The sequence below is a fragment of the Epilithonimonas mollis genome, assembly GCF_900142325.1.
Taxonomy (GTDB): domain Bacteria; phylum Bacteroidota; class Bacteroidia; order Flavobacteriales; family Weeksellaceae; genus Epilithonimonas; species Epilithonimonas mollis.
In genome coordinates, this window is sequence record NZ_FRAM01000004.1 from 277,738 (window position 1) to 298,847 (window position 21,110).

The 21,110-nt window shown below is 37.7% G+C and carries 18 protein-coding genes; 4 read left to right on the top strand and 14 right to left on the bottom strand.

All coding sequences use genetic code 11. The features are described 5' to 3' along the window. Nucleotides 1-240 precede the first annotated feature (240 nt). Nucleotides 241-3,360 (top strand): glycoside hydrolase family 2 TIM barrel-domain containing protein, encoded by a 3,120-nt coding sequence (locus BUA97_RS15535; protein ID WP_072999994.1) that lies wholly within the window; start codon nt 241-243, stop codon nt 3,358-3,360. A 51-nt stretch (nt 3,361-3,411) separates the two neighbouring features. Here the strand turns inward: BUA97_RS15535 and BUA97_RS17405 are convergent, their stop codons facing one another. The 12 genes from BUA97_RS17405 to BUA97_RS15590 form a co-directional block, all read right to left on the bottom strand. After that, on the bottom strand, nt 3,412-3,546 hold the full coding sequence (locus BUA97_RS17405) for a hypothetical protein (RefSeq protein WP_262494353.1): 135 nt from the start codon (nt 3,544-3,546) through the stop codon (nt 3,412-3,414). A 682-nt stretch (nt 3,547-4,228) separates the two neighbouring features. Beyond that, the gene (locus BUA97_RS15545) at nt 4,229-5,419 is read right to left on the bottom strand and encodes a DUF3570 domain-containing protein (RefSeq protein ID WP_072999998.1); all 1,191 of its coding nucleotides are present in this window, start codon (nt 5,417-5,419) and stop codon (nt 4,229-4,231) included. Between the two features lie 34 nt (nt 5,420-5,453). Beyond that, nucleotides 5,454-5,675, bottom strand: a complete 222-nt coding sequence (locus BUA97_RS15550; RefSeq protein ID WP_073000000.1) for a DUF4266 domain-containing protein — start codon at nt 5,673-5,675, stop codon at nt 5,454-5,456. Next, the gene (locus BUA97_RS15555; RefSeq protein WP_073000120.1) at nt 5,672-6,598 is read right to left on the bottom strand and encodes an FAD:protein FMN transferase; all 927 of its coding nucleotides are present in this window, start codon (nt 6,596-6,598) and stop codon (nt 5,672-5,674) included. Before BUA97_RS15555 ends, BUA97_RS15550 begins: the two co-directional genes overlap by 4 nt. Nucleotides 6,599-6,602: 4 nt before the next feature. Further along, nucleotides 6,603-7,046 (bottom strand): thioredoxin family protein, encoded by a 444-nt coding sequence (locus BUA97_RS15560; RefSeq protein WP_073000122.1) that lies wholly within the window; start codon nt 7,044-7,046, stop codon nt 6,603-6,605. 71 nt (nt 7,047-7,117) lie between these two features. Further along, on the bottom strand, nt 7,118-7,507 hold the full coding sequence (locus tag BUA97_RS15565; RefSeq protein WP_073000002.1) for a hypothetical protein: 390 nt from the start codon (nt 7,505-7,507) through the stop codon (nt 7,118-7,120). A gap of 49 nt (nt 7,508-7,556) precedes the next feature. Further along, nucleotides 7,557-10,067: a cation-translocating P-type ATPase gene (locus tag BUA97_RS15570; protein WP_073000005.1), complete on the bottom strand. Its 2,511-nt coding sequence runs from the start codon at nt 10,065-10,067 to the stop codon at nt 7,557-7,559. Nucleotides 10,068-10,139: 72 nt separating this feature from the next. Further along, a complete protein-coding gene (locus BUA97_RS15575; RefSeq protein WP_073000007.1) occupies nt 10,140-10,604 on the bottom strand; it encodes a heme-binding domain-containing protein in 465 nt (154 codons plus the stop codon). Between the two features lie 26 nt (nt 10,605-10,630). Then, nucleotides 10,631-11,770 carry an efflux RND transporter periplasmic adaptor subunit gene (locus BUA97_RS15580; RefSeq protein WP_073000009.1) on the bottom strand — a complete coding sequence of 380 codons (1,140 nt, stop codon included), beginning with the start codon at nt 11,768-11,770 and terminating at the stop codon, nt 10,631-10,633. A 4-nt stretch (nt 11,771-11,774) separates the two neighbouring features. Further along, complete coding sequence (locus BUA97_RS17500) at nt 11,775-13,001, bottom strand: TolC family protein (RefSeq protein ID WP_394332933.1); 1,227 nt, start codon at nt 12,999-13,001, stop codon at nt 11,775-11,777. Between the two features lie 48 nt (nt 13,002-13,049). Then, entirely contained in the window at nt 13,050-16,202 is a 3,153-nt protein-coding gene (locus tag BUA97_RS15585; protein WP_394332934.1) for an efflux RND transporter permease subunit, read from the bottom strand. A gap of 219 nt (nt 16,203-16,421) precedes the next feature. Next, nucleotides 16,422-16,805 (bottom strand): hypothetical protein, encoded by a 384-nt coding sequence (locus tag BUA97_RS15590; protein WP_073000011.1) that lies wholly within the window; start codon nt 16,803-16,805, stop codon nt 16,422-16,424. A 360-nt stretch (nt 16,806-17,165) separates the two neighbouring features. Between BUA97_RS15590 and BUA97_RS15595 the strand changes: the two genes are divergently transcribed. The 3 genes from BUA97_RS15595 to BUA97_RS15605 all read left to right on the top strand — a co-directional run bounded on the left by BUA97_RS15595 (nt 17,166) and on the right by BUA97_RS15605 (nt 19,377). After that, the gene (locus tag BUA97_RS15595) at nt 17,166-18,449 is read left to right on the top strand and encodes an alginate export family protein (protein ID WP_084081364.1); all 1,284 of its coding nucleotides are present in this window, start codon (nt 17,166-17,168) and stop codon (nt 18,447-18,449) included. A gap of 68 nt (nt 18,450-18,517) precedes the next feature. After that, nucleotides 18,518-18,964 (top strand): RrF2 family transcriptional regulator, encoded by a 447-nt coding sequence (locus BUA97_RS15600; protein ID WP_084081365.1) that lies wholly within the window; start codon nt 18,518-18,520, stop codon nt 18,962-18,964. Nucleotides 18,965-18,981: 17 nt separating this feature from the next. Then, nucleotides 18,982-19,377, top strand: coding sequence for a tautomerase family protein (locus BUA97_RS15605; protein ID WP_073000015.1), 396 nt, complete (start codon nt 18,982-18,984; stop codon nt 19,375-19,377). A gap of 8 nt (nt 19,378-19,385) precedes the next feature. Here BUA97_RS15605 and BUA97_RS15610 read toward each other — a convergent pair whose 3' ends face one another. Both BUA97_RS15610 and BUA97_RS15615 read right to left on the bottom strand, forming a co-directional pair. After that, nucleotides 19,386-20,588, bottom strand: coding sequence for a hypothetical protein (locus tag BUA97_RS15610; RefSeq protein ID WP_073000017.1), 1,203 nt, complete (start codon nt 20,586-20,588; stop codon nt 19,386-19,388). Nucleotides 20,589-20,647: 59 nt separating this feature from the next. Next, nucleotides 20,648-21,100 carry a hemerythrin domain-containing protein gene (locus tag BUA97_RS15615; RefSeq protein WP_073000019.1) on the bottom strand — a complete coding sequence of 151 codons (453 nt, stop codon included), beginning with the start codon at nt 21,098-21,100 and terminating at the stop codon, nt 20,648-20,650. Between the last annotated feature and the right edge of the window lie 10 nt (nt 21,101-21,110).

Below are 21,110 nucleotides of genomic sequence, written 5' to 3' on the forward strand. Positions count from 1 at the left end.
GCAATGATGATATATTAACATTTATGCAAGAAGACCGCTGACAGTGGTCTTTTTTATGCATTTCTGCATTTCAATTTGTACTATTATCCTCTGCTTACAGATGTCCGTATATAATAATTTAAAAACCTATTTATTGTTTATTGCATATTTTCAATACAAGATGTCCTTTTATAAATCAATGAATATCAAGGCATTTTTTTGTAAATTCGTTTATCAAAATAAACCCTGAAAACGTCTGTCATGAATTTAAAAATACTAGCTATAGTACTATCCTTCTTTTCTGTACCTGTCATAGCCCAAAATAACGATTGGGAAAATCCTAAGATTGTTGATCAGGGAAAGGAAAAACCTCACGTGACTTTCGTATCCTTTGATAATCAAAGAGATGCCCTTTCCGATGAGTATTCTAAATCCTCAAACTATAAATCCCTTAACGGGCAATGGAAATTTAGCTATACAGACCTGTACAAAGACAGACCTGCAGATTTCTACAAAACTACAATGGACGATTCCGGATGGGCAAATTTAACAGTTCCCTCCAATTGGGAGCTCAACGGTTTCGGTATACCGATCTATACCAACGTGACCTATCCGCATCCAAGAACGCCTCCATTTATAGGCCCTAATAACCCGGTAGGGACTTACAGAAAGACATTTACCATTCCTGAAGATTGGGATCAGAAAGAAATATTGCTGCATTTTGGTTCTATTTCCGGATGCGCATTTATCTATGTGAACGGCAATAAAGTGGGAATGACTAAATCATCGAAGACTCCAGCTGAATTTGACATCACTAAACATCTGAAAAAGGGAGAAAACTTACTTGCTGTACAGGTATTCCGTTGGCATGACGGCAGTTACCTGGAAGATCAGGATTTCTGGCGTTTAAGCGGGCTGGAAAGAGAAGTCTATTTATATGCATTACCAAAGTTAGCCATCTGGGATTATTTTTTAAGGGCAGATCTTGATGATAAATACAAAAATGGATTGTTAAGTGCTGATGTAGATTTACGCAAATTTAAAGAAAACAACCTTAAAAGCGGAAGCGTAACTTTGAGTCTTCTGGACAAATCAGGCGAAACCATTTATAACAAAGAGGAAATTTTCAGTGTAAATGAAGACAGCATTCAAACCCTGAAATTCCAGACTGCCATTAAAAATCCATTAAAATGGAATGCCGAAACACCAAATTTGTATGATTGCGTACTAACCCTCAAAGATCAAAACGGAAAGATCCTAAGCATAACTGCTTCAAAAGTGGGCTTTCGTAAAATTGAGATCAGGAATGCAAGACTTCTTGTCAATGGAATGCCAATTTCCGTCCACGGTGTCAACCGCCATGAACATGATGATGTAACCGGTCATACCACGACAAGAGCATTAATGCTGAAAGACATAAAACTGATGAAAGAGCTGAACATCAATGCTGTGCGGCTTTCGCATTATCCTAATGATCCGCTATGGTATAAGTTGTGCGACCAGTATGGTTTATATCTCGTAGATGAAGCGAATATCGAAACACACGGTATGGGCGCAGAATTACAGGGTGGATTTGATAAAACGATACACCCGGCTTACCTTCCGGAATGGGCTCCGGCACACACAGACAGGATTGTAAGAATGGTAGAACGCGACAAAAATCACGCTTCTATCATCATCTGGTCTTTGGGTAACGAGTGTGGCAATGGACCAGTTTTCCACGATAATTACAAATGGATCAAAAGCCGTGATAACTCCCGACCTGTACAGTTCGAACAGGCAGGACAAGACTGGAATACGGATATTGTAGCTCCTATGTACCCTCGTATTGCCGATATGAAAAGATATGCTGCCGATTCCACCAAGACAAGACCTTACATTATGTGTGAATATTCACACGCAATGGGTAACAGCAATGGTAATATGCAGACCTATTTTGATATTATGCGGAAAAGCAAGAATATGCAAGGTGGATTTATTTGGGATTGGGTAGATCAGGGTATCAAAACCAAAGATGCTAATGGTAAGTCATTTTGGGCCTATGGCGGTGATTTGGGATCATTTTCCTGGCAGAATGATGAGAATGGTGTGGCCGATGGCATTATCAGCTCCGACCGAACGCCGGATCCTGGAGCCTATGAAGTAAAAAAGATGTATCAGAAGGTGATTTTTACTGCAAAAGATTTGAACAAAGGTTTAATCAATATCGAAAATGTTTTTGATTTTACTAATCTCAACCAATATTCATTTAAATGGCTACTGCTTAGGAATGGTGAAAAAATAAATGAAGGAGCGTTCGATGTTCAGCTCGATCCTCATCAGTCAAAAGATGTTAAGCTTAACATTCCACAATACAAATCTATTGCAGGGACTGAATATTATCTAAATCTGTATGCGTATACGAAATCAGCGACAGAAATGTTGCCTTCCGGATCAGAGATCGCCAAAGAACAGTTCAGTTATGCAGGTTCTTATTTTGATAGAGATGAAACCAAAACAACAAAACTGGTCTTCACAAAAGATGATAAAAAGTTGAATTTCACGGCTGATACTGTTAAAGGTGAATTTGATCTTCAAAAGGGAAAGTTCATATTATACAGCAAAAACGACAGCAATTTCAATAATTTTCCGGAACCTTATTTCTGGAGAGCGCCTACTGATAATGATTTCGGAAACGGTATGCCTTCAAAATTGGGCTTGTGGCGTTCTGCCCATGACCAGAAGAAGTTAAAAAAGATTACGGTTGGGGAACAGACTGATAAAGGATTGGCAATACAGGTCGAATGGCAACTGGCCAGCATCGATGTACCTTACCAAATCAATTATTTCATCCATAATAATGGTGACATACAAATTACCACAACTATGGATATGGCCGGTAAAGAACTCCCTGAACTTCCGCGCTTTGGAATGCGTACCACCTTGCCAGCAAGCTATAACAATCTCAGTTATTATGGAAGAGGTCCATACGAGAACTATACCGACCGGCACAGTGCTTCATTTATTGGTATTTATCAGGATAAGGTAGAGAATCAATACTATAAAGGCTATATCCGTCCGCAAGAAAGTGGCAATAAAACAGATGTTCGATGGTTCAAGCTGACTGATAAATCCGGCAATGGAATAAAAGTGGAAGGTCTACAGCCTATTGCTTTTACAGCCATTAACCACAGTGTAGAAGATCTTGACCCCGGTCTTACCAAAAAAAAGCAGCATCCCGTTGATCTGCCACCAAGACATCAGGTATTTTTAAGCATCGATCTTAAACAACGTGGCCTTGGCGGTGATGATAGCTGGGGTGCATATCCGCATCAAGAGTACCGATTGCTCGACAAAAAATACAGTTACAGCTATACGATCAGTTTGCTGAGTAAAAAATAAATTAAAATAACTATATACTTGAATGTACAAAATTAAACTATTACCAATAAACTAAAATAGCAGTTCGTCGATATAAAAGACTAATCTTTCATTGCTTCCCTGGGATTTTGCCATTGCATCAGAAACGTCGCCCATAGCAGTTATTAAAAATCTGCTTAATTTAATAACGTTTTTTTTTCTGTTCAATGATCGCTTTAATTGTTTTTAATTCAAAAGTAGCGTTGTTAAATTGGCCGAAGGAAATAAAAAGGACCCGGACAATTTATCTTGCTCCAGGTTTGACCGCCATTGACAGTTTTAAAAAATCCTGAAACGAACCCATATGTAAAACCGATGTTCTCATTTACAAATTGAATCTTTCCGTTTGCAGGAATGGCTACAACGGACCAGTCGGTTCCGCTGTTCTTTGATTTCAGCAATGTATTGGTAGTTGTAGATATAAATAAATATTTTCATCTACACAAGTTAAACCATTTAAACCAGTTGAATTAATATTAATAGCAACCAACTGTCTCCGCCATCGACAGATTTTTAAAAAGGTGCCGAATCTCCAACAGCATATCCAACACTGGGTGTAGCGAACTTGACGTTTCTGATGTGCTGTGATATTCCTGTGACTTTTTTCTGCTAGGACATCCCACCATCCACCGATTTCAATATGGTTCCTTTGTCACCTACAACTAAATATCAAATATTTAAACTACACCAATCGAACCGAATCATCTATTTAAATTGTTTATAGATAATCATTCTGTCTTTACACCAATAGTAAATGGCGTTACCTGATTTCAAGTAACACCATTTCTCTATAAATCTCTTATTAGAAGTATAATCTTGATTATTATAAATTATAACCTGAAAAAAGATTTTATTTGAATCTCAAATTCAGGGAAATAATATCAGATTTCATTCCCACGGATTTCGTGTAATGTCCGTATCTGATTTCCAGCATATTTAGCCTTTCGACACCAAATAAACCATTCTTCGGATTGATCCTGATTCCTGCCCCGTAAAAATGACTGTCGAATTTTGAAAGGTCATAGTTACTTGTATAAAAACCATCAAAAGCCGTGTGCTCTTGATAAGGCGCAAAATATTTAGCCGCAGTCTGAGAATAATATCTGTAAAACGGACTTACCGAAACAAAAGGCGAAATTTTCACCGGCGTTTCCAGGCTGAAAGTATTGGATCTCAAGCCCCAGTCATCGGTATAATAACGATAATACGCTCTCAGGATGACTTTGTCCCCAAGGAAATAATTCGCTCTTACTCCCAAAGGAATTTTAAACCGTTTATCTGGCAAAGCTTCCTGATGAACCGAATGATCATTGAAGTAAACTCTGTGGAAAGGCAAACTTAAATATCCCGTCTGCTGAACACCATCCGCCAAAAATTCAACCTGAAAATTTTGATTGATAATTTGCGAATAGGAAAGAGACAGCGCAAAAGTATTTCTTCCGCTGGTTCCATAACTTTCGTGTTCTCCTCCAGTGCTTCCGTTTGTTCTGAGCTCAATCGGAGCAATCAGTTTTACCTGATCCAGATAAGCCTGAAATTTTGCGGTAAACTCTCCCATTCTGTTCTTGGTCTTTTGTGAAAATCCAATGTTTGCTCCGTACGATGCATAATCGAACTCGAAGGAAGTAGAAACACCCGCCATTAAAGTCGTCCCTTTTTCGGTGTTCTCACGGCTCCAGCTTAACGCAGGATAAATTCTGTTGTCTGCGTGGGAAGCTGATGAATTGGCTTTCAGATCGATCATATCCGAAGAAGCGGACGTATAATGATCGATCCCGACACTGAAATCGAATTTATTTTTCCGGTCTTTCTTATCGTATTTTACCATAGTTACGTCAATGGTATTGGAAATGTCGGTCAGTTTTTCCGTCCCGATTCCTCCCGTCACTGCTGAGTTGTTTCCGTTTTGTTTATAATAGCTTGAAACTAAATTAGCTTCATCAAAAGTCAGTTTTTTAGACTGTTCGTTGTTTGTGTTTTCCTGTGCTTTTACGTTGAAAATTCCGAAAAGAGCAATAACACTTACGATTATTTTTTTCATTTTTGAATCACAATTAAATTTTACGATTACTCTTTTAGTTACATCCGCAACCGCCACCCACTTTTCCGGCATTCGCTCCAGAAGATCCTTCTCTGTAGGACTGAAAGCTGAGCTCAGTTTTTTCAATCGTTCTGTTTCCGAGAACCATTTCAGCGTCATTTAATTTATTTTTTTCGTACTCTTTTACGGTTGTGCAGGACTGTACCGAAGCAACTGTGATCAGTAAGCAAGCTAATATTTTTATAAGGTTTTTCATTTTAAATTAATGTTTTGAGATGAATAAATTTTGTCCTGGTCATCAATAATGATGCATTCCAGATGATTGATCTGGTTGATCATATTGAGCGCCGCATTGATTCCCATAATGCATACGGGAGTCGCCATTGCATCGGCAATTTCTGCGTTGGGACAAAAAATTGTAACACTTTTCACACCCGAAACAGGCATTCCTGTTTTGGGATTAATGGTATGAGAATATTTTTTACCGTTGATCACGACGAATTTTTCATAATTTCCCGAAGTTGCAATTGCCATATCGGTGATATTCATATACGAAAACGGCTGTTTTGCGTTGTCGGGATCGGCAATTCCGACCGTCCAGGGTTTTCCGTCTGCCTGATTTCCCCAAGTCGTTAGATCGCCTGAAGCATTAACAATTCCGGAAGTAACACCTCTGTTTTGAAGCATCTGTTTTGTCATTTCTGCAGCGTAACCCTTCCCGATTCCTCCGAAACCGATCCGCATTCCTTTTTCTTTGAGGAAAACGGTTTGCTTTTCACGGTCAAGAATAATATTCTGATAATTAACTAGTTTCAGATGTTCTTTAATCAGTTCAGGATTAGGAAGTTCTTTCATTTCACGGTCGAAGTTCCAGAAACTTTTATCGATTCCGCCATACGAGATATCGAAATATCCATCCGTTATTCTGCTGATCCTCAAACTTCTTTCAATCAAGTTAAAAATCTCCCAATCTACTTTTACAGGCTGGATTCCTGCATTTCTGTTGATAAGATTGGTCTGGCTTTCCTCACTGAATGTCGTCAGAAGTTTTTCAATTCTCCTGATTTCTTCAATAGCCGCATCAATATGACTGTAAGCGGATTTTTCTTCATTGCTAACAACGGTAATTTCAAAAGCGTTCCCCATTAATTTCTGAGGTCTTTTGAATTCTCTTAACATACTTTTATTTTTGATTTTCTTTGATATCTCTAATCTCTTTACTGAAAGCTGAAGCATTTTCCGCAGGAAGACCTTCCCAGCTTTTCAGGATTTTGCCTTCCGGATTCAGCAATAATGTGTAAGGAAATAGTCCTTTTTTATTGTACTGATCAGCCAGTAAAGCATTTTCTTTTTTCAGTTCCGGAGAAAGCTGATTCTTTTTGTTTCTTGGAAAATCTGCATTGATGTAAACCACGACATTTTCTGTTTCCAGCTTTTTAAATTCATCACTTTCAATGATATTTTTATGAAGCTTGATGCATGGAATGCACCAGTCGGAACCGGAGAAATTCAAAAGTATAAGTTCTTTATTTTCTAAAGCTAGTTTTTGGGCATTTTCCAAACGGCTTTGCGCATGAATGCCAACAGCAAATACAACCATTAAAATGGCTGAAAATAGTTTTTTCATTATTATGAAATTAATGATATGAAACAATTGATGATATTTGATCTGTGAATACAAACCAAATTAGGACTGAATTATGAAAAAGAAAACCTTGGCGGTTCCCAAACGGAATTCAGAAAACCTTTATAGCAAAGATCTTCGTCTTTTGAAGGGATTCTATGTATTTTTAAAGGACTGAAATGATATGTTACCGTTTCAAAACTGAATCCCGGATTAATTGTAAAAACCAATGACAAAGGTGCAGAATGAATGATAAACGGAAGTCTCTGATCTTTTCCGTAATCCCCATCTTTGACAGGATGATCATAATGTGTTCTCAGAAATGCCGTAAGCGTCATATCCGGATTCAAATCCTTATGCTCGACGTAATGCTCGATCAGTTCCGGGATTTTCAAAAGCTGATATAATTCGGTTGTGGAAACCAAATATAAAAATAACAACAATATGGAAATCAATTTTTTCACCGATCAAAATTATTAAATAAAACGTTAGAATCTTAAAATTATTTTAATGTTAGCTATTTCTATTAGTCATTCTTTTTATCAGTTTAAAAATTTCGAACCAAAGTACTGAGATAGCTGCTAACAGGAATGATGCTGACAATTCTTCCAAAGTCAGAGAGGAAACATCAAAAAATTCCGAGACCGGCCTTACATATAGAATCATTAGTAAAAGCAATAAGACTAATGCGGAAATTCCTAAAAGGAGATTATTGCGATTTTTTAAACTCTCGAAAACACTGTAGTAAAAAGAACGGTTGACGAAACTAAGTAGAATATTAGCAAAAATAAGCGTACTGAAAACCAAAGCTCTGGTCTTAGGCTCATCATTTCCCAGGTCTATAGAATATTGGTACATCCATAATATTCCTGCGGTAATTACCAATCCCTGAATAATACTTACCATAAGTTCCCGCCAGTTGAGGAATGTATCAGAAAGTGCCCTTGGAGGTTTTTTCATCGCATTTTTTTCAAGTGGTTCATTTTCATAGACTATAGAACAGGTTGGTCCCATTACCAGCTCAAGAAAAATAACATGAACAGGGGTAAAAATATGCGGAAAAATCCAACCCAGAAACAGTGGCAGAGAAACAGTAAGAATGATCGGAATATGAATGGAAATGATGTATTGCACCGCTTTTTTTATGTTGGAATATATTCTTCTTCCGGCAGCAATTCCTGTCACCAGTTTTTCCAGATCATCGTTTGTAATCACGAGTGAAGCGGCGGATTTGGCAATTTCCGTTCCTTTGTTTCCCATGGCAACTCCGATGTGGGCGGCTTTGAGAGCAGGACCGTCATTGACTCCGTCACCAAGCATTGCTACGACATTTCCCTGTTTTTTTAAAGCTGTAATGACTTCAAGTTTCGCTTCCGGGAACATTCTTGTAAACAGGGTTGTATTTTCAGTAAGTTTTAGCAGATTTTCTTCTGAAAGAGACAGGATTTCGCTTCCGTTCACTGCATCAGCATCATTGCGGATTCCTGCCTGCAGAGCAATGGCCTTTGTAGTATCGGCATTGTCTCCGGTAATTACCTTTACTTTAATTCCGGCATCGTAAATATCCTGAAAAACGTTTTTAATTCCTTTTTTAGGAGGATCGTAAAAAACTGTCAAGCCTAAGAAAATAAACGAAAAATCCTGCTGCCTTTCCGGAAAATTACTTCCTTCAAAAAATGCTTTGCCAACTCCCAGAACACGGTATCCCTGTTCTCCGAATTCCTTCACAATATTTCTGATTTTATCTTTTTCAGTTTCCGTAAGATCGGAAACGCTGATAATTGCTTCGGGAGCCCCTTTTGCAGCAATAATCCTCTGTTTCTGTGCGTTTTCGAAAAGATGGGTCATCATGGGAGGTTTCCCTTCCAGGGGATATTCATGAAAAAGCTGAAAATCCTTTCTCTGATCAGGGTTCTGGGTTTGCTCATAAACTTTGTGCAAGGTAATTTCCATGGGATCAAACGGAACAGGCTCACTGCTCCACATCGCATAATGAATGAGCTCGTCCAGATCGTTTACATCAAATTTATCCTCACTGTATACGGTATTCGTTTTATAATCATAAAAATTTTTCAACTGCATGGAATTTTCTGTAATAGTCCCTGTTTTATCGGTACAGATCACCGTGGTACTTCCAAGAGTTTCTACAATACTGCTTCTTTTGATGATGATTCCTTCACGCATAAGCTTCCACGCTCCCAATGCCATGAAAGTGGTAAAAGCAACAGGGATTTCTTCAGGAAGCACAGACATTGCCAACGTTAAGCCACTTAACAGACTCGTTACAAAATCACGGCTCTTGATGAAGCTGAAAATACAGACTGCCAGAAAAATACAGATCCCTATAATCGCCATTCCTTTCACAAAATTCCGGATCTGAAGCTGCAGAGGAGATACTTCTTCCCGGATATTTAAGATAGATTGTCCGATTTTTCCTACTTTCGTTTCCTTTCCAATTTTTTCAACTTCAAAAACAGCCAGCCCGGAAACTGTTATCGTTCCGCTGTACACATAATTGTCTTCCGATGTGCTGTCTTTAAAAACGGAAAAGCTTTCTCCTGTAAGAGAAGATTCATTAACAGAAAAATCATTACTTTGAACGATTCTTCCGTCTGCATTGATTAAGCTGCCTTCCTCTGTTATACAAAGATCTCCCAGAACAATTTCGTGTGTGGGAATTTCCACCACCTCAGCATTCCGGATCACTTTACTCAAAGGTTCATTAAGTTTTTCCAGTTCTTCCAGTGCTTTTTTGCTACGGTTATCCTGATAGAAAGAGATTGCCGTAACAAAAATTATGGCCGCGAGCATAAAAGCGGCTTCCCCATAATCCGCGGTTAGGATATAAATAACGGAAACGCAAATGAGCAGAATAAGCATCGGCTCTTTAAGGGTATTAAACAGCATGCTCATCCATGTTTCTTTCCTGATGGCATCCATTCTGTTATAGCCGTGTTTTTCTCTGGAAACTTTAACTTCAGTTTCTGTAAGACCACGAAAATCTTTTGGTATATTATAAGTCATACGAAATCAATAGTTTATTAAAGTTACACATGTTTTCCACAAAATAAGAATTTATTTTTCCGGATAGAGACTCTAGCGGATCTGCTTTTTTACCGAAGCTGCCCATTGTACAATTTCAGACCTTTCCGATGCGGATAATCTCGCATTCTGATGTACAATCGTATAGGATTCAAGCGGCATTTCTCCATTTTGCACTGTTTCGGTAATTTCATCCAGTTTATCAAGCTTTTTTTCGTTTGAATATGCCGCAAACTCATCAAAATTCAAGTGTCTTTTTCCTGAGTCCACATGATCTGCAAGCCACCATTTTAAAGGCTGAATATTATTATACCACGGATAGGAAGTCGTATTGGAATGGCAGTCGTAACAGCTGTTTTTCAGCAGGCTCTGAACGCGGTCAGGAACTTCATAGTGTTTTTCTAAAGAATTTGCTGAAACGCTTACAGCAATATTTGTGTCTGCGTCAATAAACTGAATAACGATAAGAAGTAATATGATGAACAATGCTAGTGTTTTTATTAGTGAATATTTTTTCATTTTTTTGTATTATATGGTACAACAGCCTACTCCTCTTCCTCCGTATTTTTAAGCTTCATCAAAAGCGTGTAAGCATTTTTGGTCACGATCTTTTTATTCTTAAAATCATCAGAATTAAGAATCTGGATAAATCCGTTTTCCGTTTCTCCCAAAGTAACAGGAGTCAATCGGTATGTTTGTTTTTTAACCTCAACAAAAACAAAATCTTTGCCTTCAAAATTCACGATGCTTTCTTCCGGAACCGCATTGGAAAAAGAAGTACTGGTTTCAATTTCGGCATTCATATACATTCCCGGAACGAGACTGTGATCGTATTTATCGAAATGGCAGTGAACTTCTGCCAAACCGCCCTGACTGATATCTTTGCTGATGAGAAGGATTTCCCCATAATATTTTTTGCTCGGATCTGCATTCGTGTACGCTGCAAAACGCTGTCCTTTTTTCAGGTTTTCCAGATCTTTTTCGTACACTTTAAGATTCAGGTGAATGTCATCGGGATTGATGAGCTCAAAAAGCACATCCGAAGGATTTACATATTTCCCGATATTCACATTCACTTTGCTTACAAATCCGTTGATTGAGCTGTACACGGGAACGCTTTTCGTAATGCTTCCTGATTTTAAAGATTCAGGATTGACATTGATGAGTCTGAGCTGCTGCGCCAATGAATTCATTAAAATTCTCTGGCTGTTCATTTCAGACTGAGCGAGCTGCATGGCTTTGTCGCTACTTGCCTGACTTTGGTTCAGGGCTTTCTGACGGTTGTAATCCAGTTCCGCAAAATGTGCTTTGGATCTTGCCATTAAATAATCCTGCTGAAGCTGAATGAACTGCGGATTTTCGATCACGGCAATGACCTGACCTCTGGAAACCGGCATTCCCGGAAGAAGATTGCTGGATTTCAGATAGCCGCCAAGCGGAATGCTTACTGAAACCAGATTTTGGGGCGGAACATCGATCATTCCGTTTAATTTCAGGGTGGAAGCGATATTCTGCAACGAAAGCGTGGTTGTTTCTATCGGTGCATTTCTTAACTGTGCATCGGTTAAAGTCACTACATTTTCGTCTTTCGGGAGGCTTTTTTCCTGTTTGGGAGCTTCTTCTTTTTTACATTGAATGAAGACAAAAAAGCTGATTAATAAGATATATATTGAAATTGATTTCATTTTTTTATGGATTTAAAGTAAGATATTCCAGTTCAATGGCGCTTTGATTAAGTTTCCAGACTGCATCGGTGTAATTGTTTTTAAGCTGTACTGCCTGATTTACGAGGATCACAAATTCAAGGTAATTGATTTCTCCGCCGATAAACTGTCTTTTTGCCGTTTCGGTGATCACATCCGCATTTTTCAGGTCGGAACTTTCATATTTTGAAACAATTTCCAGATTGGACTGATAGATTTCTCTGGCTTTTTTAAGCTGATTCTGAAGATTGAATTCAGCGTTTTTCAGTTCACTTTCTGCAACAGACTGCGCTACTTTTGCGGCTTCAATTCTCGCTTTCTGACCTCCTGAAAATATCGGAAGCGAAACACCGACCTGAGCCGAATGAAACTGAGGTGTTGCATTATACAATTTATCATCCGGACCTAATCCTTTAAAACTGTTAAGATTGTACGCCAATTGCAGACCGGGAAGCATTTTCGCTTTTTCCAGTGCGATCTGTTCTGTGGAAATATTTTTCTGCTGTTCCCAGATTTTCAGCAAAGGATGATCCGCCAGTTTTTCGTTTAAAGAATTGGCAAAAGATTTTGAATCTTCGGGAATGAAATCGGTTTCCGTATTCAAAAGCCACTGAAACTGGATCTTTAATACGGCTAATTCCTGCTGCAATTGTTTTAACTGAATTTCTATCGCCGATTTCTGGCTTGAAGCGGTTGTTTTTTCGAGAATATTGCTCTCCCCTGCTTTCAGTCTGAGGTTCGCTTTATCTGAAAAGTCGGTGTACAGTTTCAGGATTTCATTCAGCAGTTTTTCTTTTTCTTTCCAGTACAGAATGTTGTAAAAGGTAAGGCTGACTGCTTTTTTAAGTTCATATTCTTTCAGGGAAACATTCAGCAAAGATTTTTTCCATTCTTCGGTGTATACATTTTTCTGTTTTTTATACACTGTCGGAAAAGCAATGTTCTGGGAAACGCCAAATTTCATATCGTTGTACGCACTGTTGATCTGTCCGTAATCGAACGTTACACCAGTCTGCGGAATATCATTTGCCGATTTTATCAACGCTTTGGAATATTCCGATTTAAGTTTTTCGTTTTTAAGATTTCTGTTGTTTTCCAGTGCGGTATTGATCGCAGTATGAAGATTGATTGGCGTTTGCGCCTTCAGTCCAAATCCTGCAAAGCTGAACAGCAAAATGAATACAGCCGTTATATTTTTGTGATTATTTTTCATATGTAGATATTTATTGTTTTTTAAAGGTCATATGTAATCGCGTTTTCTTCATAGGCGTTTGCGTTTTCCAAATGATGGCGATTTCATTTTAAATCCTTTTTCAATGGTTACATAAAGAAGCGGCAGTACAAAAAGCGTAAGGAAGGTTGCCACGAGAAGACCTCCGATCACCACGGTTGCCAACGGACGCTGAACTTCCGCTCCTGCTCCGTTGCTTAATGCCATCGGAATAAATCCTAAAGATGCCACGAAAGCCGTCATCAGAACCGGACGAAGTCTGGACTCTCCGCCATCAATTACAATTCTTACGATATTCCGGATTCCGCTTTTGTATAATCTGTTGAATTCTGAAATGAGAACGATCCCGTTGAGAACTGCCACTCCGAAAAGGGCGATGAAACCTACTCCTGCACTGATGCTGAAAGGCATTCCTCTCAAAGCAAGAAGAAATACGCCGCCAATAATTGAAAGTGGAATTGCGGTGTAAATCAGCAGACTTTCTTTCACCGAGCCGAATGCTAAGAACAACATCACGAAAATAAGCGCCAAAGCTACCGGAACAGCAATCATCAGACGCTGTTTTGCATTGTTCAGGTTTTCAAAAGAACCTCCGTAAGTCATATAATAACCTGTCGGAAGTTTTATCTCTTTGTTCACTTTAGTCTGAAGTTCCTCCACGATGCTCTGAACATCTCTTCCTTTGATGTTGAATCCAACGACAATTCTGCGTTGTGCATTTTCTCTCTGAATTTGATTGGGGCCGTTTTTCACCTCAACTCTTGCAAGCTGGGAAAGCGGAATCTGGTTTCCGAAAGGGGTCGGAACAAGCAGATTTTTAATATCATCCACATTTTTACGGACTTTGGAATCGAGACGAACAACCATATCGAAACGTTTTTCGCCTTCGAACACGAGACCTGTACTCTGCCCTGCAAATGCGGCATTCACAATCCGATTGATGTCGGAAATGGATAAATGATATTGTGCAATAACAGGACGGTTGTATTCTATGGTTACCTGTGGCATTCCTGCAATCGGCTCGATGTAAAGATTCTGGGCTCCGTCTACAGTTTCAATAATTTTCCCGAGTTTTTGAGCATTTTGGGAAAGAACGTCCAGATCATCACCGAAAATTTTCACCACGACATCCTGTCTTGCTCCTGTCATCAGTTCATTGAAACGCATCTGCACCGGAAACTGGAAACTTACGGTTACTCCGGGAACATCCTGCAGTTCTTTGCTCATTTTATCTGCCAGTTCAGGGAATGTAGAGGCAGAAGTCCATTCTTTTTTGTCTTTCAGGATCACCATTAAATCGGCAGCATCCATCGACATCGGATCTGTAGGAATTTCCCCGCTCCCGATTTTTGTCACGACTTTTTGTACTTCCGGAAATCTTGATTTCAGGATATGAGCTGCCTTCTGTGTACTTTCAATGGTTGTATTCAGATTGCTTCCCGGCAAAACTCTGGTTTCCACGGCAAAATCTCCTTCTTCAAGGGAAGGAATAAATTCTCCTCCCATTCTGCTGAGAATGAAAATTGCCAAGACAAAAAGTACAGCCACGATGGAGAATACCATTTTCGGAACTCTTAAGATTTTAAGCAGTGTTTTCAGATAGATTTTCTCCACTTTTTTCATCATCTGGTCAGATAAACTCGGTTTTGAACTTCTTTTTCTTAAGAGTAAAGAACTCATCATCGGAATGTAGGTTAACGACAATAAAAATGCTCCTAATAGAGCGAAAGCCACAGTCTGAGCCATTGGTTTGAACATTTTCCCCTCAATTCCCTGTAAGGTAAGAATCGGAAGATAAACAATCAGGATGATAATCTGTCCGAAAACTGCACTGTTCATCATTTTTCCGGCAGAATCAGTAACAATGGTATCCATTTCTTCTTTTCCAACGGAGAATATTTTTTTGAATTTTGAATTATGGCTGAACTGATGCAGGACGGATTCTACAATAATGACTGCACCGTCGATTATAAGGCCAAAATCCAATGCACCGAGACTCATCAGGTTTCCGCTGACTCCGAAAAGATTCATCATACAAATGGCAAAAAGCATAGCGAGCGGAATTACAGAAGCAACGAGCAATCCGGCGCGTACATTTCCGAGAAACAGAACCAGTACAAAAACAACAATCAATGCGCCTTCTGTAAGGTTTTTCTCAACGGTTCCGATGGCGTTGTTTACCATTTTGGTACGATCGAGGAACGGTTCTATCACTACTCCTTTCGGAAGGGTCTTCTGAATCTGGGCAATTTTTTCTTTTACGTTTTTAATAACCTGATTGCTGTTTTCGCCTTTCAGCATCATCACCACTGCCCCGGAAACTTCTCCCTGATCGTTGAACGTCATTGCACCGTATCTTGTGGCAAAGCTGGTTTTCACCTCTGCAACGTCTCTTACAAACAGCGGGATTTCATTGGTTTTGGAAGCAATCGCTATATTTTTAATGTCTTCGATATTTCCGATGAGACCTTCGCTTCGGATGTATAAAACAGTGGGACCTTTTTCGATATAAGCTCCTCCTGTGTTCTGGTTATTGGTGTTTAATGCATCGAAAACATCGTTAATGGTGATTCCGTAAGCATTTAATCTGTCGGGATTGACGGCAATTTCGTACTGTTTCAGTTTTCCTCCGAAACTGCTGACTTCAGCAACGCCTTTTACACCGAGAAGCTGTCTTCTGACAATCCAGTCCTGAATGGTGCGGAGTTCTGTAATATCGTATTTTTTCTCGTAGCCTTTTTCGGGACGGATCACGTACTGGAAAATTTCGCCTAACCCTGTAGAAATAGGACCTAATTCGGGAGTTCCTATTCCCTGTGGAATCTGGCTCTGAACCTGCTGCAGCCTTTCTGCAACCTGCTGTCTTGCCCAGTAAATATCTACATCATCCTCAAAGACGATGGTAACGAGAGATAACCCGAAACGGGAAAAACTTCGGATTTCTTTTAATCCTGAAATGTTATTGTTCGCCTGTTCTATGGGAAATGTCACGAGTCTTTCGATGTCTGTTGCTCCAAATGAAGGGGCAATGGTGATGACCTGAACCTGATTGTTGGTGATATCGGGAACGGCATCTATCGGAAGTTTGGTGACCTGATAGGAACCCACGCCTATCAATCCCAAAATCAACAGCGCAATGATGAGTTTGTTCTTTACAGAAAACTCAATGATTTTTGTAAGCATAATGTTTTGTTGAGCTTATTAGCAGATGGTAGATAATTGATAATAGATGATAGATAGCTATTTTACAGATAAATATCTCTATTTGAATGTACTAATTCCAGCAAATGCTTATGAATAAATAAGTTTGATCGCCTGATAAAAAATTAATGAACCTATCGTTGATTAATTTAATACCAAAACGTTCTCAAAAATATTTTTGAGAGAAATTCAGAAAAAAAATCAACAAGATTTCGGCGGCTGCCAGATAGAATTGAGAATATCTTTATTGTAAAAGATGCTTTTGTAAAAAGTCTGTTTGGATTTAATAATCGGGTTGGATTCTTTATCGAACAAATGAAACGTAAAAGGTGTTGCAGGTGTACATACGATGATAAGATGAGCTGCGTGCGAAACAAACGGTAACTGCTGATCTTTGGTGTAATCTGAATCTTTTACCGGATTATCATAATGGATTTTAAAGAATGAACCTATAGTAATATTCGGATCTTCCTCTTTGTGTTCCAGATAATGTTCAATAAGAACCGGAATTTTCAAAAACTGATACAGCTCGGTTGTAGAAACCAAGTATAAACTAAGCAATAGTATTGAGATCAGTTTTTTCACTTCTGCAAAATTATAAAATGTTTCGCTAAGAATGAGTCCATATTACTTAGAAAAAATAAAATCTTATTTTCCATATTTGCTTCGTACCTCTGAAATCTTCTGTTAGTTTCTATTAAGGAGTTGAATAGATCAGTGTTGAGAGAACAAAAGCCAATGATGTCAATTATTTTTAGTTCCGTCTGCTGATATGATTTATAACACAAATACAGATAAAAAAAATAAAATAAGACAAACATATCTTATTTTAAATATCTTTGTTTTTATTAATGACTAAAGACAAATTATGCAAAAAATCCTGATCAATCTTTTATCCGAAAAACTGCTGTAAAAATATGGAATCAAAATAATTCTTAATCTTTTATGATAAAAAAAATAATCATCATATTCTTATTAATATTGATATCCGGAAATATCAGCGCTCAAGTGGACAGCCTGAAAATGAATCTGGATTTGCGAACGCGTGCAGAACTTGATAATGGTGTAAGGACGCCTATTATTAAAGGAAAATCTGCAGAAACCACAATTGTTTCAAGGGCAAGATTCGGGATGGATTATTATTACAAAAATTTAGAAATATACTTTTCAGCTCAAGACGTCAGAACCTGGGGAGAAACCAATACTACTGCCAGTAAAAATCAAAATTTTATATTAAATGAAGCTTGGGTAAAATATGAAGTTTCGGAAAAGTTTGCTTTAAAAACAGGTCGGCAAATACTTTCTTATGATAATGAAAGATTGATTGGAGCACTGGATTGGACAATGCAGGGACGAAGCTTTGATGCTTTGAAAGGTATTTATAAACTGACTTCAAAATCCACCTTGGAAGCTGCAGTGACTTACAATAACGATGATAATGATTTGAATGATCTGCCGGAAAAAGAGATATATAATATTTCAGAATCAGGAGAAGTTACCAAATCTTTACAGATAATTCATTATGATTATTCAGGTAATAAATTTCAGTTGACTGCGATTGCAATGAATCAGGTTTTGCAAAATCCTTCAGGAACGCATTATGATATGCTGACGGTGGGAATTAACTCCAAAAAATATTTGGAAAATTTTGGTTTCTTTGGCTCAATTTATTATCAGACCGGAAAAAACACACTTGCACAGAGTAAAAATGCTTATCAACTTTCAGCAAATATTGATTTTCTTTTTCATCCGAAATTCAATACTGTTCTAGGTACAGAATGGCTTTCAGGAAGGAGTTACAACACTGCGTCCGATAAAAATAAATCTTTCAGCCCGATGTATGGAACCAATCATATGTATAATGGTTTTATGGATTTTTTTTATGTCGGAAACAGTCATTTTAACAGTTTCGGACTGAATGATTACTATTTAAAATCAAATCTGAAATTCAGTCCGAAATCTATCTTGCAAGTCAATTTACACATTTTTTCTTCTAATGGAAAAATGGGTTATTATAAATCAGGAGAAAGGATTTCCTCCTATTTGGGTACAGAGCTGGATCTGGTTTGCACCTATAAAATAGGAAAAATAATTACCGCCAATATTGGTCATTCATTTATGTTCTCAGGGAAAAGCATGGAATATCTGAAGAATGTTACAGAACCTAAAAACCTGCAAACCTGGTCTTGGATCGCTATTAAAATTGCACCGAACTTCAGGATCAAATAATATTCAGCAATAAATTAAAAAAATTAAACAATACAAAGTTGTTATCTTTGTTTTACAATTTTTTATAAATGCTGATATTTTCAAACACTTGTCAATACGCCATCAAAGCCTGCATCGTACTTGCCAACGAAAGAAAGAGAATTGGAATCAAAGATATTTCTCAAAAAATCGGAACGCCTGTAGCCTTTACCTCCAAAATTTTGCAGCAATTGACAAAAAAGCAACTTATCTCTTCCGGGAAGGGAAAAGGCGGCGGATTTTATCTCACCGACGGACAGTTTGAAAACCTTACTATCAAAGACATTTATGAAAATTTTGAAGGGAAAGAAGTTTTTACATCATGTCTTTTGGGACTCAAGCAATGTAGTGCCGAGGATCCTTGCCCAATCCATCATTTCGCAGCTGCCATCAAAGAGAAGGTACTGATTATGTTTCAGTATAAAATCAAAGATCTGATAGATTTCGGAAGCGTGATGCAAGTGATAACAGCAATTTCTCCGCAGGACAATAATTAATCATTAAAAACAAAAATATGCCCGCAATTTTAATTGAAGTCAGAAAAGATTATAACGAACAGGATGGGATGAAAATTATTGAGGCTGTCCATTCTGCGATGGTAAGCGCTTTCCAGATCCCGGCAGAAGATAAAACGATAAGACTTTTAGTTCATCCGCCACATAGATTCGCCGTTTCGCCGACCAAAACCAAACCTGAATTATATACTTTAATAAGTATTGATGCATTTTCCGGACGTTCTATCGATGCAAAAAGAAAGCTATTCGGTGAAATTGTTAAAAATTTATCAGAATTAGGAATTCCAAAAGACCATATTTTAATCGTCGTCAGAGATAGTAAAAAAGAAAGTTGGGGTGTCCAGGGCGGACAATCCGGATATGATGTGGATCTAGGTTTTAAAGTCGAAGTTTAAAACTGTATTCATTTTAATTTCAATATTTTAAAAAACATTCCTATGGATACCATAATTGCAATCGAAACAAAAAGTAACCAATATCTTGCACTTAAAAAAGGAATATAAAATACCGAAAAAAAACCTAATAAACCCAGGATCAGCTCATTACAGACAATTCCAAAAACCATTAGTATAATACTTATTTTCAATATTTTAGTTAAAATAATTTTTGTATGATGTAAAATCAGGCAGATCAAAAACAGGCTGACGCCCATTAATAAAACCAAGTGCAAATAAGCAATCACAATATGAATGTTACTGAATGCAAAAGCAGCTAAAACCGGAATTGCCGATAAGCTCTGAAGTATAAATTTCAAAATAAAGGCGAAACCGAAAATGCTGAGAAGAATTTTCTGAATAGAATTTTGCTTTTTGAAGAGAGTTGTTGTTCTTATCCGGTTCAACAATAAAAATGCTCCAATCAATTGAATAGCAGAAATCAGAACGAAAAATCCGTACAGAATCGGGTGCATTTCAATCCACAAAATCGACAAGCCGTAGCCGAAAAAACATGAGAAGAATAGAAGCCAAAAAATGGTTTTGTTAAATTTTTCCTGGATTTGAATTCCTGAATTTTTTAATAAAATCAAAAATAATCCAATACAGGTGAAAAGAAAAAATCCGTTGTATTGGTAATGCAGATAAAAATAAGTTGAAGCTTTGAAAAGAATTTCAAAATTGTCTTTTTTGGTTGAAAAGTAAGCTAATCCAAAAATTCCGATCGCTGAAAATGTGGCAAAAAAAGCACCAGATTTTAACCAGATAATTTCAGGATTTTTATTAGATTTTGTATCAACTAATAAAAAAACAAAGTAGGCAAAACCTGTAAACAACGCAACCGAAGAGAAAACAATCGATAACCAAAAATAGCCTCCGTAAAGAAATGATATCAGCATTCCGTACGAACATATCTGGTTGGAAATCATTAAATATTGATATTTTGCAAGGTCTATTTTTGGAAAATTTTCACTTAAATATTTGGTAACAAAAAGAAAAACCGTTGCTGACACCCACCCATAAAATGCGAAATGGGAATGCGATTCCTGCATAAATTTATGATTAAATCCCGGTAACGAAAAGGCCATGTTATAGCGCATCATCGCACCAATAACCGATACGAGGAAGAAATTGAAAACGCAGACTTTTACCCAAAATTTAAAGTTTTTCATACTGAGAATTAGAATTGTTAATCATCAATTATGATTTCAAAATATTCTTGAACAGAATTTCATTTCCAAAATTCATCGTGATAAGAATCGTCTTTCTTGTGGCGGATCCGTTCCAATTGATGTCCGATGTCATTCATTTTCTCACCAGAAAGAACTTCTTCCAGATGCGGAAAATAATTTCGTTCTTCAAAGCGGATATGACTGCGCAACGCATCAGCAAATGCTTCCAAAACTTTAATATCCTGACTTTGATTTATTCTATTAATCAGCTTTCGGATTTCGGTATGTTCTTTTTCCATCTGGATCTGGAACATGTTATTTTCCGTTTCGGGAAGAACGATGTCTTCAATTTCGAAATGCCGGCTCAGGTTTTCTTTCCAGTAATAATTGATGTAATCTTTTATTCTCTCATAGGAAACATTTTTCTTAATTCCCTGATGAATCTTCCAACTGCAAAGTAATCCGAAATGATGATCTCTGGACAGTGGGACAAGGTTTCCGTTTCTTTTCATAAGTTAAAAT